Annotated in this window: 16 protein-coding genes; 11 read left to right on the top strand and 5 right to left on the bottom strand. The window is 58.3% G+C overall.

Annotated elements, in window-relative coordinates; all coding sequences use genetic code 11:
• Positions 1-75: 75 nt before the first annotated feature.
• The 3 genes from AB4Y44_RS27980 to AB4Y44_RS27970 all read right to left on the bottom strand — a co-directional run bounded on the left by AB4Y44_RS27980 (position 76) and on the right by AB4Y44_RS27970 (position 1,629).
• A complete protein-coding gene (locus AB4Y44_RS27980; RefSeq protein WP_368701413.1) occupies positions 76-975 on the bottom strand; it encodes an SDR family oxidoreductase in 900 nt (299 codons plus the stop codon).
• A 93-nt stretch (positions 976-1,068) separates the two neighbouring features.
• A complete protein-coding gene (locus AB4Y44_RS27975) occupies positions 1,069-1,239 on the bottom strand; it encodes a hypothetical protein (RefSeq protein ID WP_368701412.1) in 171 nt (56 codons plus the stop codon).
• A gap of 87 nt (positions 1,240-1,326) precedes the next feature.
• Positions 1,327-1,629 (bottom strand): aldo/keto reductase, encoded by a 303-nt coding sequence (locus tag AB4Y44_RS27970; RefSeq protein WP_368701411.1) that lies wholly within the window; start codon positions 1,627-1,629, stop codon positions 1,327-1,329.
• Positions 1,630-2,887: 1,258 nt separating this feature from the next.
• Here AB4Y44_RS27970 and AB4Y44_RS27965 point away from each other — a divergent pair.
• A complete protein-coding gene (locus AB4Y44_RS27965) occupies positions 2,888-4,543 on the top strand; it encodes a hypothetical protein (RefSeq protein WP_368701410.1) in 1,656 nt (551 codons plus the stop codon).
• Between the two features lie 322 nt (positions 4,544-4,865).
• Complete coding sequence (locus tag AB4Y44_RS27960) at positions 4,866-6,152, top strand: EI24 domain-containing protein (RefSeq protein WP_368701409.1); 1,287 nt, start codon at positions 4,866-4,868, stop codon at positions 6,150-6,152.
• A gap of 225 nt (positions 6,153-6,377) precedes the next feature.
• On the opposite strand, the gene AB4Y44_RS27955 is transcribed toward AB4Y44_RS27960, so the two are convergent.
• Entirely contained in the window at positions 6,378-6,611 is a 234-nt protein-coding gene (locus AB4Y44_RS27955; RefSeq protein ID WP_368701408.1) for an SEL1-like repeat protein, read from the bottom strand.
• Between the two features lie 126 nt (positions 6,612-6,737).
• Between AB4Y44_RS27955 and AB4Y44_RS27950 the strand changes: the two genes are divergently transcribed.
• From AB4Y44_RS27950 to AB4Y44_RS27940, 3 genes are all read left to right on the top strand, one after another.
• Complete coding sequence (locus AB4Y44_RS27950) at positions 6,738-7,832, top strand: IS630 family transposase (RefSeq protein WP_368701407.1); 1,095 nt, start codon at positions 6,738-6,740, stop codon at positions 7,830-7,832.
• Positions 7,829-8,071: a DUF6429 family protein gene (locus AB4Y44_RS27945; protein WP_368701406.1), complete on the top strand. Its 243-nt coding sequence runs from the start codon at positions 7,829-7,831 to the stop codon at positions 8,069-8,071. Before AB4Y44_RS27950 ends, AB4Y44_RS27945 begins: the two co-directional genes overlap by 4 nt.
• 149 nt (positions 8,072-8,220) lie before the next feature.
• Entirely contained in the window at positions 8,221-8,589 is a 369-nt protein-coding gene (locus tag AB4Y44_RS27940; protein WP_368701405.1) for a hypothetical protein, read from the top strand.
• Between the two features lie 31 nt (positions 8,590-8,620).
• On the opposite strand, the gene AB4Y44_RS27935 is transcribed toward AB4Y44_RS27940, so the two are convergent.
• Positions 8,621-8,995 (bottom strand): hypothetical protein, encoded by a 375-nt coding sequence (locus AB4Y44_RS27935; protein WP_368701404.1) that lies wholly within the window; start codon positions 8,993-8,995, stop codon positions 8,621-8,623.
• On the opposite strand from AB4Y44_RS27935, the gene AB4Y44_RS27930 reads away from it, so the two are divergent.
• The 6 genes from AB4Y44_RS27930 (at position 8,996) to AB4Y44_RS27905 (ending at position 14,156) form a co-directional block, all read left to right on the top strand.
• Positions 8,996-9,385, top strand: a complete 390-nt coding sequence (locus AB4Y44_RS27930; protein WP_368701403.1) for a transposase — start codon at positions 8,996-8,998, stop codon at positions 9,383-9,385.
• Positions 9,373-9,771: an IS66 family insertion sequence element accessory protein TnpB gene (gene tnpB, locus AB4Y44_RS27925; protein WP_368701402.1), complete on the top strand. Its 399-nt coding sequence runs from the start codon at positions 9,373-9,375 to the stop codon at positions 9,769-9,771. Before AB4Y44_RS27930 ends, tnpB begins: the two co-directional genes overlap by 13 nt.
• Before the next feature lie 282 nt (positions 9,772-10,053).
• Positions 10,054-10,707, top strand: coding sequence for a hypothetical protein (locus AB4Y44_RS27920; protein ID WP_368701401.1), 654 nt, complete (start codon positions 10,054-10,056; stop codon positions 10,705-10,707).
• A gap of 60 nt (positions 10,708-10,767) precedes the next feature.
• On the top strand, positions 10,768-11,436 hold the full coding sequence (locus AB4Y44_RS27915) for a hypothetical protein (protein WP_368701400.1): 669 nt from the start codon (positions 10,768-10,770) through the stop codon (positions 11,434-11,436).
• Positions 11,433-12,803 (top strand): hypothetical protein, encoded by a 1,371-nt coding sequence (locus AB4Y44_RS27910; RefSeq protein WP_368701399.1) that lies wholly within the window; start codon positions 11,433-11,435, stop codon positions 12,801-12,803. Before AB4Y44_RS27915 ends, AB4Y44_RS27910 begins: the two co-directional genes overlap by 4 nt.
• Positions 12,804-14,156, top strand: coding sequence for a hypothetical protein (locus tag AB4Y44_RS27905; RefSeq protein ID WP_368701398.1), 1,353 nt, complete (start codon positions 12,804-12,806; stop codon positions 14,154-14,156). It abuts the gene before it with no gap.
• The last annotated feature ends 8 nt before the right edge of the window (positions 14,157-14,164 follow it).

Raw genomic sequence — 14,164 nt, 5'->3', positions numbered from 1 at the left:
ACCGCTCCTGCTGTCCGCCGGTGGGCAGTGGACCTAGGGAAGTTCAGGGACGACTACAGCTCCGTCCCCGTCAGTTCATTTCAGCGATCGAGGTTTCAGCAAGTCAGCGAGGCCGACGCGATGCAGCATCTCAGCACGCAGGCGGTCGAGCACCGTGAAGCCGACATTTGCGCCGTCTTCCGTGGGATCGATGTGTACTCGGAAGGGGCGTTTGCCAAACGGGGCGTCTACAACATCGACAACTGCTTTCGCCACAAGACTTGCGTCCGCATCGACAGGGACTATCGCAGCGAACGCCTCTTGGACTTGGGTGCCGAAGCCTTTGTATGGACCACTGTCGTATTCGTCCGCGCAGGCCTCGTCGCCCGGGCGACTCGCGTGTGCAAAATGGTTTGTGCCCTTCGTGAATGCGCCCGGGACGATGATAGAAGTATCGATGCCCCACCGCGAGAGCTCGCGTGCGTATTGCACGGCGATGGCGTCCATCGCCGCCTTGGCGCCAAAATAGGGCGCCAACCAGGGCGGCGTACCTCCAGCGGAACTACTGCTTGAGACCCACACCAACAAGCCTTCCTTTCGCTCCCGCATGTGGGGTAGTACTGCCCGGTTAACACGCTGCGTACTGATGACGTTCACGTCGTAGAGTTCTGCATACTGCTCGGGAGTGAACGCTTCAGCAGGTCCGAATACCATGTGGCCTGCGTTGTGAATGAGGACATCCAGCTTGCCGGCTGCGTCAATGACCTTCGAGACAGTAGCTTTCACGGAAGCGTCCGATTGAACATCCATTTCGGTGGGGCGTAGATTGATGCCTTCACTTCCCGCAAGCGCGGTCATTTGCGCGGCAGCTGCCGTGTTACGTCCATTGATATCTCGCATCGACGCATAGACGGTGTGTCCTGCTCGCGCAAGTGCTTCGGCCGTGAGGCGTCCGAACCCGCTGGATGCGCCAGTGATAAGTATCGTTTTGCTCATGATGTTCTCCGGATATACGGGGACGCAAGGCTTGAGATCAAATAGCCATGCAACTTGATGGGTGCCGCACCGTCAGGAAATGCGGCACGACGATCATGTCCCACCGAGCAGGTGAGCAAATGTGCGCAAACGCCATTTTTTCGGATTCGAACGCGAATGGCGAGACCACGCGGAAAACGTGTCTTTCGAGTCGGCTTCGAGAAGCGCTAGTGTCGCATCGTTTGCATCGGCAAACGAACGCAGGCGGCGCAGCTCTTCGATCATTTCGAGAGCAGCGTCGCGTCGCACTCGACCGGTGACAATGATAGGTGCCGGCCGCTCCCTCTCGGATTGCTGCGATGGACTCCGCGGTTACCCCGGGCGCATTTCGCTGTCCAGTTCGGAAAGCAGTGCGGTGGTGTATCGATAGCCGGCGGCTGCGCCGTTAGGAACGGCGCGCGCGATACTGGCGAGATCCTCATCGTTCAGTTCGATGTCGACTGAACCGAGTGCTTCGCTCAACCGCTCACGCTTGCACGCGCCAACTAGCGGAACAATATCAGGACCCTGAGCGGCGACCCAAGCGATTGCGATTTGTGCATTTGTGCAGCAGAAATGCCCTTTCGATCCGCGACGCCGCGCAAAGCCTCGACTAGCGCCAATTGTGCGCGGCATTCTGACCCTTAAATCGCGGACTGAGTGCGCGAAAATCCGTCGTGGGTGTGTCCGTTTGACCGCTAATCAGGCCGCGCGAGAGAAGGCCGCACGCCGTGATGCCTATGCCAAGCGAGCGGCAGGTAGGCAACCAGAAGTGCTGACGTGTGTGGCCTTCCGCACGCATTCGCAACGTCCGCTTTCTGGAATGTCGTACGTCTCCGCAGGGTCGGTTCATGCCTTTTGCATAGCTCGCGCGCCCGAGACGATCGTCGCGGTCGTTCGTCGGGCTCTAGTCGGCCCGCGAGCCGCCGCAGGGCTTCAGGCGATGCCAGTTGCACTACTCTGTCGCAGAGTCGCAAAACTGTTGCGCCAGTTGTGGGGCACCTCGTGCACGGCAATGAGGTGCGTCGATTCGAAAGCGGACTAAGCGCTCTCGAAGCGAGGCCGACGGACTCAGTCAGAAGGCGAACTGTCGCCCCAAGTGCATGCTACGTTGCAGAGCACTGGTGATATTTGCGAAGCCGGACGTGACTGCTGCCTGCCCAGAGCGCCAGAGCATTCGCCTATAAATGGCGTATGGATGGTCGATTGAGCGGTAGTTGAGTCCAGCAAAAAAGTTGGCGTCGCCCACGGCTTTACCTTTCGCGATCAACTCATTGACCACGCCCCTTTACGTCTGTGGAATGGGCGGAGCAGTGTCGTCTCGTCCGACCGCATCGGACACATCGAGGAGCACGCAATTTTCCTTGGTTGTTGTCAAACCGCGCCAGCTGAGCCGAATAGTTTGTGGGCCCAATGCAATGATCGCAAATATCGGGCGGAACAAGCGATTTCAGTGACTTGCGCAACGATACTGGCGCTAATCTCTTAAGACCTCTCCGATACCTATCAGCAAAGGTTTTTCTCGTGACGCGGCGGGTTAGCGAGGAGGTTGATTATCGGCATGTCGCCGCCTACCATCCTTGCATGCTGGTCGTTTTTCGATATCGAAGATTTCATTGTGCGAGGCGCATACTTCGCATGCTTTGCATGGTGAGACGTCTGTATTCCACTTTCCTCATTTCATGCGCGTGCCCTGCACGGCATAGATCGTTGGGCTGGCAATTCTACGGCGACTGCTTCGCATCGCGCACAGCGGTTTAGGTCCACCCTTACTTTTTCCGGGTGCCACTGACCCAACCAAAGAGCGGTTGTTCAAGGCTTTCCAATCCCTATCGCTTCCAATATGTGACAACCGTGACGTGGCCTATTTAGGAATTTGAACAGGAGTGTAGCCATGCCGACCATACCCATTCCGACTATTGACTGGAACAAGCTTTGGCCGATCTTCACGCGGATCAACATCCTTATCGTTTTGGACGGACGCCAAGGTTCATCGCACTACGCAACCTTCGGCGAGGGCGATCAAACGCCCGGGATTTACGGGGACGCGTATTTTGGTCTCTCGGAAGTGATCGACGCGCTCACGGGAATTCCGATCTTTTCCCGCTTTCACATCACCAAGGCTCATCGTGATACAGACGTGCGAGGCGCGGCCGACATCGAGCACTTCCATTTCGATGAACACGACCTGTCCGTTTATGACGAGATCTGGCTGATTGGTGTTGCACCACGCGGCGGGACCGACACAACGATGTCGGAAAGCGAACTCTTCGCGATCGCAACGTTCATGGATGGCGGTGGTGGCGTGTTCGCTACGGGTGACCACGAGGATCTTGGCGTTGAACTGTGCGGGCAGATTCCTCGAGTCCGGTCAATGCGGAAATGGTATTTCCCAAACCCCGGCCCGCACGGCGAACCTAAAGCTCCATCCGCATTGGATGCAGATCGGATCGATACAACACAGCCAGGGCACAACGACCCCCAAAAAGGGACCGTGTTATTCGACGACCAGTCGGATGACATCCCGCAGCCGATCAATCTTCGTTGGTACACTCAGTCAGCGAGCGTCTTTTCGCGCTGGTCCTATCCGCACCCACTGCTCTGTGGACCGCAAGGCGCTATCACCGCCTTCCCGGACCACATGCACGAAGGTGAGGTAATTGTGCCCACGGACCTCTCGGCGACGTTCACGTTCAAAGGAAAGCAGTTTGTGGAGTATCCGAAGACGGGGCTTGTCCCGACTTCGCCGGAGATTGTGGCATGGGGTAAAGTACTTCCCGAAAAGAATGTTGTCCCTTCGGGCGAGCCACATACAGGCTCAGATGTATTTGCCGAACCCCGAATGTTCGGAATCGTCGGGGCCTACGATGGTCACCGGGAAAGAGTTGGTCGAGTCTGCGTGGACTCAACGTGGCATCACTTTTTCGACATCAATCTTATCGGCGACCCGGCCGCCCCACCACCGAAGACGCTGGGTTTCAAGGCAAGCCCGACCGGACAGGCGTACCTGGAAAATATTAAGAACTACTATCGCAACATCGGCGTGTGGCTCGCGCGGCCTGCAACTCTTTCGCGCCATTTTGCCGCGGGCGCATGGGCGGCGCTGAACACGCAGCCCCTAAATATCATGGTTCGTCGCGGCGATTATTCCCTGACGGAGGTGCTCAAGTTTGGCTATCTGGCCCGGGATGCCCTGCTGCGTACAGTACCGCCTTGCTCGGTCCTTGTGTTTATGTGGCCTCAATTCGTCGATGGTCCGGTTCCTGTCATACCGCCAGATCCGTGGGCGGGCCTGTCCAAAGGCGACCCGGTCATTGATCCACAGGTTCTGCTCGCTGCGGCGTTGGGCAGTGCTGTCGTCGGACTCGCGCAGGAGCGTGACCGTATTGTTGCGCTAGGGGTCGAGGAAGCAGTTCGCGCGATATCAGAGTCAGTTCGTACCAGCGTCGTGAAAAGCCAGCACCTTCTGGCGAAGGAGTTGAGGGACTTCGGCGAGGGTCTCGTCGGACGCGCAAAGGAAATGGAAGGAGAGGCAGGGCGCGGTAATTGACCGGCGCGGGGCGCGGTCCGTAACGGCCATGCGGTCGCCGCTGGCGGACCGTATGCCTACATTCACGTGCGATGTGGCGCACCAAATGGTTCTTTTCGACACGGGTCTTTATGGTGCCAGGCCGAGGTGCGTTCGGTGGAAACTAGGGCGTAGGGAAGTTGAATCCAGCCGGTGCAGTGCGGGGCGCCTGCGGTTTTCTCGGTGGCCGGATGGTCGCGCGCGAACTTTATGATTCACGAAATGAGGGGGACCGCACAGACACCGCAAAACGCGAGGGCCGCTCGCCTAGACTGTTGGCGATCAGGGTCCAAAGGAAAATAAGATGCCCGCCACACAGCCTCTCATGACCGTTCAGCAGCGGGTAACCGAATTTCGACTGCAGGTTACGGCCATTAATGATGTTCTCCGTCAACTGGATAGTGCGGTCGCGGCCGCGGTAGCGGCGACAGCGGCGCCCACCGGGCAGCCTCCCATGGACCAGTTGGTAGACACATTTCGAAGCCGGGTTATAGCCATCGAAAGCGCTGTTGGTCCATTGCGCGACGCGGCCGCTGCGCTTGATCCGATCGACGCCCACCGGGCACTCGACTTGAGGGACCATGTCGAGGACATTCCTACAGTCGTTGTCCCCGAATTGCGTGCAGCCGCCAATGCACTGGCTGGGGCGCAGACCACACAGGAAATTGCAGGCGCGAAGGCCGCTGTCCGACGACTGGAGGCCGCGGTCGCTGCACTCGGTCAATTGCTCGGAAACGAATTCAGAAACCGGCTAATGGAAGTTCAGGAACCTCTCCGTCAACTAGAGCTGGCGGCCGACGCAGCACTTGGTCAGGCGCTTCCGGAACCCGACCCAACTCGCTTTGACATTTATCCGCCGTCGACCGTGAACGCGCCGCGATGGGTTGTGGCTATCGGGCGGGCGCCCGCGTGGGTTTGGATAGTCGTGGGGTTGGTGATTGCGGCGCTCGTTTTCGCTGTCATCGGGGTGCCGGCGTTTTGGTGGGTTGTGCTGGCGGTAATTTTTGGTCCCCTCGTGGCGGCCCCGGTTCGGGATCGCCTATGGCGGCTCGCTGGGCAGGTTCGGGTGCACCTGGGCTGGATCCCGGCGCGGTGGTGGCTTCGGTTTTTTGCGATTGTCTCTGTCGTTGCGTTGATATACACATTGCTTGCGGCGTGGTTCGCCCCACCGTGCCGGCCACCCGTTGGGCTGTTCATACTTGCAGTTTTTTGGGGCGTCGTGCCCCCGCTATTCTGGTGGTTCCAATGGTTCTACGTGTTTCCCAAATATCGAAACGAGCACAGGCTGGAGACCTTCAAATATGGGGCGCAGTCTGCGCTGGCCATTTGGGCGGCTGTCGTGGTCGCCCTTGCCGCCTATTCCACGAGTGATTTCTTCAAGCCGGCGGCGCCCGATAAAGACAAACCAGGTCAGCCGGGTTTGTGCCTGTACGAGGCGCGGCAGTTTCACGGTCGGTGGTCGCTCCGGGACGCATCAACGTGGTCTCTTTCCGCCGATGTTCCCGTTCAAGCGCCCAGTGCTGACGCTCAGGCGTCGGACGCGCAATGCTCGTTTCCGGCGAGCTGCTTTCGGACGCCAATGAGCCAATAGGAAAGACGTCGACGCGTTGCGCGGCCTGGTCCGGGTCTTCAGGAACGTGAACTCATGGCCGCGCATTCCCCTTCAGGGTCCGGCCGGTTCACCTACAAACCCATAGGTAGCGCCGACCGGACAGGAGGGCTAGCGGCCGACGGCTGCATCGGTCGCACTGATCGTTGCGCGGAGCGGGCAGCGGGCGTCCTTCTCGGTGCGCGGTCTGCACAACGGTCGAACTGATCACTCTTGTGCGCGGCTGCTTTTCGGAAGCGGCGTCCCCGCCTGCAACGCGCTCGATAGTTTTTGGGCCTTCGCCACCTCGCTCGCGGTCATCTCCTCACGCAAGCTAGATTTCGCGCTCTTAGCGTCGTCGTAAAATGTAGAGGCGAGATCGAACAAGGCGTAGGCCAAGACTTTATCTTGTCGTGTGCCCTGTCCGCGCCGATATAAGTCGCCGAGGTTATTCTGAGCCACGGCTATACCTTGCTCGGCGGCTTTGCGATACCACTTGAGCGCTAGTGTCCTGAGTTAAAAATTCATTGAATGATCCCGACCGCGTACTAAAGTGTTCTGTGTGGTACTTGATGCGAGGAGGCAGGGATGAGCGGACGGCCCAAAGGGGAACTGGTGCTGAGCGAATCGGAGCGCAAAGAACTGCAAGCACTGACATTGCGACGCAAGACCGCACAGGCCCTCGCATTGCGGGCGCGCATCGTGTTGGCCTGTGCCGATGGACTGGACAACAGGAGTGTCGCGGCGAAACAGCGGGTCACTCAGCAAACGGTGTCGAAGTGGCGGGCGCGGTTCGTCATGGATCGTCTGGACGGACTGCTCGATGCGCCTCGGCCCGGCGCGCCGAGAACGATTGATGATGCGCGCGTCGATGCGGTTATTGCGAAGACGCTTGAGTCCGCGCCTGTCGGCGCAACTCACTGGAGCACGCGCACGATGGCTCGTGAGATGAAACTGTCGCAAACGGCGGTCACGCGGATCTGGCGTGCTTTTGGTCTGCAGCCGCATCGGCAGGAAACGTTCAAACTCTCCAGTGATCCGATGTTCGTCGACAAGGCGCGAGATATCGTCGGGCTTTACCTGGATCCGCCGCTTAAGGCCATGGTGTTGTGCGTGGACGAGAAGAGCCAGATTCAGGCGCTCGATCGCACGCAACCCATGTTGCCGTTGGCACCCGGCATCGCTGAACGACGCACGCACGATTACATGCGTCACGGCACGACCACGCTGTTCGCGGCGCTGGACATCGCGACTGGCGAGGTGATCGGCGAGGTATATCGGCGCCATCGCAGCAGCGAATTTGTGCGCTTTCTGCGCACCATCGAAGCCAGTGTGCCGTCGCACCTGGATGTGCATCTGGTGATGGACAACTATGGCACGCACAAAACGCCCTCGATCAAAGCCTGGTTCGCCCGTCATCCCCGCTTCCATGTTCACTTCACGCCCACCTCGGCGTCGTGGCTTAATCAGGTCGAACGATGGTTTGCCTCGCTCACTGAAAAATACCTTCGACGCGGTACGCATCGCTCGGCACGTCAACTCGAAGACGCGATCCGTCAATACCTGGAGATCTATAACGCCAATCCACAGCCGTTTTCTTGGAGCAAGTCGGCTGATGAAATTCTGGCCAGTCTCGAACGGTTCTGTATGCGGGTCACGAAGGCCGCGGGCGAAGCATCATGAAGATCAACACCGACGCAATTGATGAAGTCGCACTGGCACTTCTCTACCTGACCCTGCATGACCGATACCGTGCATGGAAGGGTTTCGACTGGGATGTACTGAACCGGCTCTACGAACGAGGTTTCATCGAAGACCCGGTCAACAAGACGAAGTCCGTGATCTTTACCGAAGAAGGATTGCGCGAGTCCGAGCGGCTCTTTAATCAACATTTCGTCATTCCAGAAAGACCGGGAAATTGATTCAACGAACTTCTAACTCACGACACTAGAGCACCTGTGGGCGGTCGGCTCGCTCGCCGACTGGCGGGGGGCGTCCGCCCTCGGTTAGTGTCGCGACGCGGAGTCAATCAGATGGGCGTAACAAGAGAGCAAGCAAGCGAAGGACATTAATGGCAGAGCACAAGGCAATTACCGACCGACATGGGCGGACGATCGACTTGTATTTCGACGAAGACAATCTTTGGTGCACGGCGAAAGACGGGGCAACGGTGATCGGCAGGTTCGAGTTCGATGAAATAGAAGAGGAACACACGAGAGCTGCACTCCTGCTGCTACGGGAATGTTTCCTCGACAACACACCCGGTTACACGCACTGTGGAATTGGCACCGCGATCATCGAGTTCGTCGCCGAATATGGCTACACCGTCTTGATGCGTGAGCACGACGGGAACGAACGGGGAGACGGATCGCACCTTATCGGAGACGGGCCGGGTTTCGCCAGCGCCCTTGAGCGCAGAAACCTCATCGCGCGGTATTAACCGCCGGCCGCAATCCGCGGCCATCGTGCGGCTACTGCATGCCGAGGGCGCGGCGCATTTTTTGCGTGATGCGCTGCCGGACATGCCAGTAGTCGTGCCAGGCGTCCATGCCGAATCGGCGCTGGCGGGCCACCGCCGATCGCATGTCCCATTCGTCCGCGCCGCGCAGCGTCGGCAATTCATCCCATCGCACTGGCATCGACACGCCCATCCCGGGGCGCGCGCGCAGGGAGAACTCGGCAGCAGTCGTAGCGCCGCGAGCGTTGCGCAGGTAATCGATGAAAATCCTGCCAAACCGGTTGCGTGGGCCCGAGGTGGCGGTAAATCGTAAGCGGCCGGCCAATCCATCTTGAGGATCGGTAGAGCTCTTGGGAGTATCGTGTCCACCTAACGAATAAGCGGACACGTGAACACTATCGTCGAAGAAGGAATGCCCTCCGAACGCCGCCGCCGGCGACGCTACAGCGAGGAGTTCAAGGCCAAGGTCGTAGCTGCTCGCCACGGAACCGGAGTATCAGTCGCAGCGGTCGCGCTGGAACACAGGCTCAACGCGAACCTGCTGCGACGCTGGATCGATCAGGCAGAGGGCAGGCTTCCGAAGGGCCTAGCGGGCCGTCCGGCAGATTTGCAACCGGCAGCCGCGCCGGCATTTGTGCCGATTGCACTGGAAACCCGGAACACGCATTCGGCAGAGATTCGTATCGAAGTGCGCCGGGGAGATCAGACGGTCACGGTAAGCTGGCCGATATCGGAGACAGCCCAGTGTGCAGCCTGGCTGCGCGAGTGGCTGCGGTGATCCGGGTCGACGAGATCTGGCTGGCAGTCGATCCGCTGGACATGCGCGCGGGCTTCGACACGGCACTGGCCCGCGTGGTCAAGGTGTTCGGCGCCGCGCACCCGCACCACGCCTATCTGTTTGCCAACCGCCGGGCCAATCGGATGAAGGTGCTCGTTCATGACGGGATTGGCATCTGGCTGGCAGCACGACGCCTGAATCAAGGACAGTTCGTCTGGCCGCACGCCGGCAGCGAGCCGAAGCAGCACGCGCTGACAGGTGGCAAGGGCGCGCGACCCTTGGAACGGAAGAAAATTTCGGCTTCCAATGTGCGGTGGCGCACACGGAGGAATGCTTTCGAAGCCGAGGTGGGCAAGTCCGGCGTTGCGTCGAACGGAGTCTGTTGATATCTTCCGCATTCAAAGCTATAGATGCGTGCACCAACAACCACACATCTTACAAAAGTGACAGCAGAACGCTTTTCCGCCCCAGCGAATATGAATGTATTCGCCGCTGCCCTGTGTATTGGCTAACCGCCAATAGTCCTTAAGGCGATAGCGAGCGCACTCATTCGGCTTTCAATAACCTTTAGGTAGTTGGTGCGTCTTTGATTTTCTTGGAAATTCATCCTGACGTGAGCGGTATGAATGACGATCAGGGCGAAACAGGTCGACGCTTCCAGGAGAGCAGTGCTGAAAGCTTTTATCCCGGACTGGTGTGGTGAACTTGAAACGGCAAAGATCTCAACTACACTCCGTGTACGGTTAACGACTTACGATAGAACGCGGGGAGAAAAAATGGCCCGGGTAGTCGTTGTTCTCTTGCTCATTGCAAGTCCGAACGCGTGGTGCGACGCACCACCCCCGCAAGTCCAACCCGCACACACCGACCTGTTTGTCCTTGGAGTGATTGTCCTGACCTACTTGGTCACGCTGTTCAGCGTATTTAAATTATGGGCGCAGCTGAATAAAGATGGCGGCTGGTCATGGAGTAAGGCGCTATCAGACGAGGCGATTGTAAGCAAACCACCGACTGAACCCACCACTACTGTCGTCAAAGATCCAAACGGCACAACCACTTCTGAAACAACCTCCTACGAGCCGTCTGACTACTCTGAGCTTACTGGAAGCACAAGCCGCGTCATTGCGATATTCGGAATGGTCGTCATCCTGTTTATGTTCCTGGGGATTGGCACCGTTGCGATGTGGCGCTATGCATACTTTGGCGATGCACAAAACGCGATGGACATGATGAAGCTCCTATTTGCAGGGGTAGCTTTGTTCGTTCCTTACGGCTTCAATCAAATTCAAAAGGCGGTTTCTGCATTTAGCTCGCAAAAGTGAAGAGCGTCCCAAGGACGTCAATTTCTCCAAGCTACCCACATTTGCGCAGTAGGAGGATAAATGTCTGTCGGTGCCTTCCCGCTTCTGCGGCGAGCTGCTCTATCGGCCGCGTTGGCTGCAATGGCATGCCTGCAAGCCTGCGGCTGCCTGCGGAGCGACGGACCGATCTCGAGTTACCACTTCTCGGTGCTCCACCCAAGAGCAGTGGTGGTCTATAAGCCGGTCGATGGTACTCCCCCCGAAACCGATGTCGCGATCATCTATTTGGCTATACAAAACGATAGCGAGGGACCTCAATCGATGTGCTTCGCGTGCTACAGCAAATCGAACAAAGACTGGTACCGTTGGTTCTCTCATGATGTGGTGCCGGCCGTACAAGTGACATCCGTGAACGCGCCAATCGTTGGCGCTCCAGAAGTTCGGGTGTACGGGGCCAGCGGCGAGACCGTCGGCCCTGGACGGCGCTTCCCCGATATCATCCCGGACCCCTCTGAGTTTCCGCTGAACGAGGCACACTACCGACGTGACTTCGCGATCGTCGTACACCCTGACCGAACTCGAGCTGGCGATGCAGGCGGCGAGCTAGCGGTGACTGTGACCTTGACTCGTCCAAAGGAGCCACGGCCTGATGACGGCCACGCTCAGATCGCCACATTTCGCATACCGGTGAAAATCATCTCTGACCAGTGGCGACCTGAAACTATGACCATAGAGACTTCACAGCCATGAGTGCAAACGGCGGATTCGGCGTCGTGCTGGAACTGAGCGAATCTGCGCTTCAGGCGAGCCTTGATGCCTTTGTCGCGGCGGTCGACCAGCAGCTCAGTCATCAGATCACCCGCCCGATCCCGCTGGCAGAGTTCGCGATGCGCGAGGACATAAGCTGGGTTGTGACACTGCAGCAGCCCGAAATCCACCTTGAGCATGATCGGACTATTGGACTGGCGCTCGGAGTGCTGGTCAAGGGAACGGCTCAGACACGTCTTGATCCGCTACCTGGCGGCGCCGTTCCGCGTCAGCCGCCAACTTTAACCGTCGCCTTGAGCGGGAATGTTGCCATCGAGGTCGGCGCCGTGCGGACCAGTGTTGCAGGAAAGCCTTGCCTCGCCCTGGACCTTACTGCATTGCGCGTAACTAGTTTTGATCTGGACATCGGCGACACGGATTTGAGGCTCTCGACCGCGGGACTTACGGTACTCAGTGCAATCGTGCGTAGGGCCGCCGTGTACATCCTCGCTCACCAAGTGTCGTTGATTCCCATCGGTTTCACCATCGACGCCCAGGTACCCATCCTCGGCGATCTGCACATCCCGATAGTTATCGACTACAAGGTTGTCAAGGCGGGCGACGGGAGCGCGGCTCTTGCCATCCTGATGCAAGTAATGAACGAAAAAGTCGACTGGAATGAGGTCGGCTATGCCATCGCGGCGGGTGCGAGCTTCGCGATCTTGATGTCGCTGCCGCTAATCCAGTATGCACTGGACAAGACGTGCGCGTCGCTTCAGGGATACCGAGTCTTTCCGCCCTCCGGAGGATTGAAGGGCGACCTGATCTTCGAGGATGCGCATATGCATGTTCAGCCAGGGCGGTTCGTGCTCGATGGAATCAAGGTTCAGTCAAGTACGCTCCAGCAAGTTGAGAATACTGTGACCGAGACGATCTGCACCGTCGTGGACCCATTTAACCTGTGTAATCAGGTTTGCAACGCGGTGACGAAGACCGTCATCGACTGGGTTCAGCTCGACGAACTCGGACATGCGTCGGGGGACTTTTCGCCCGGAATTAAGGACGGAAACTTTGTGACCGACGCTAACAACATTAACGTGGACATCTCTCTACCGGTGAAACTGCTCATTTTCACTACCGCTGATGCCCTGTTGCCGGTCGGCGGATTCGTAAGCGTGGTGTTAATGATTGTCGGGAAAATTCTCGCCGATCGGGCCGTCACCGGCTTTGTCGACAATGAGACAGAGACAGGTGTTATCGATCGCCCCATTCCGGGTACGCAGCTTCAGTTTCGCGCCGCGGCGACCAAGATTGACTGGCCAGATGGCTGCTTGGCTCTTTACGGCGACTTCAGTGTGGAGCATGCCTAAATGCCAGGCCAACAAGCATCGCCAGTGGTTCCCGCGCCCGCGCGGTCACCGGAATACGATATCCAGGTCGCCGTTACAGCGGGGTTCCTCAATCACGCGATCGCGCTTGCCTTCAGCACCGGTGTGCTGCCTTCGAAGTTCCACCTAAAATTTGGGGCCGCCGAGGACCCTTTAGGGCTCTCCACAAGCGTGGATGTTGATCTCTCGGTGTCGGATGTCGCGCTTTTTACCGAAGCCGGCGAAGCCCAGCTAGTGGGTCTTCGCGCGAAATGGTCGGGGACTATCACGATACATGTGTCGCTTGCTGATTGGACCATCAAAACTCCGGGTGGCGACTACATCGAGCCAGGAGTGGACCAGAGCTTCACCGTGCCGTTTGAGGGAGACTTCGCAGCGACAGCGAAAGTCATATTGAAGCAGTTGGATGATAACTGCATTTTGACAATCAGCTTTGCCCAGCTGGACCAGTTGGACCTCGCACGCATCGGCTCGCTAACGCCCGGAGCCGATTTCACGGAGGTGATAAGGGCGACGATTGAGCGAATCGCCGTTGTTGCGCTAAGAAAGAGGATCACGCTGCCGACGCTCAACGGCCTACCTGGCTCCCTCGCTACGCCAGCGCAAGCCCTGCTCGATGCCCAGTCGGCCCAAATAGGTGCCACGGATTTCAAGGTCACGTCCAGAGCAGACGCAGAGTCACCCGACGAACTGCAGTTGCTGCTGCAAGCCACACAAAACCTTGGGCAGCAGAGTTACCAGGCTGTCGTTTCGGTTGGCGAATCCGGAAGTGACGTGGCGATCGCGCTGAGCGTGCGGTTCCTGACCCAGATCCTTCAGGATCTATGGGTTGGGGGCGTTATCCCGACCCAGTTCGACGACAAAGGGCAGCCCAGCCGTGATGGACCGAACTGGATCGAACGGCTTAGCTTTAGTGCTACGGACTCCGGTAAGTTGCAGTTGCGTGTGTTCGCGCAGCGGAAGGTTATCGGGCTACCAATTACGGTAAATGTGACCCTTGAGTTCAAGCCGGTCATCTCTTCCGGTGGAATCTTCGCAAACGACGTGACGGTGGATCTCGACCTCGATGTCGGTTGGGCGAGGGCCACTGCGGGCTCGGCGTTGTTCTTCTTCCTCTATCAATGCCTTGCCAGCGTACTCATCCGGAGCGTTGCGGATGTCCTCGAGCCATGGGCGGACGCCATGCTGGCGGACTTCCTGAATGGAAAAGGGATTAGCCTGAAGCGTAGTGTTTCCTGGGATGGTACGCCGTTCAAGTTCGACTTCTCGCCGTCTTTCGTTAACGTGTCCGCGCCCGAGATCAGCTTCGGGGTTGCACTGAATCTACACGCCTAAGGGGTTGT

It is taken from the genome of Paraburkholderia sp. BR10937, from assembly GCF_040965695.1.
Classification (GTDB): domain Bacteria; phylum Pseudomonadota; class Gammaproteobacteria; order Burkholderiales; family Burkholderiaceae; genus Paraburkholderia.
Note: the sequence above shows the minus strand (reverse complement) of the source record. Positions and strands in the feature narration are given on the sequence as shown.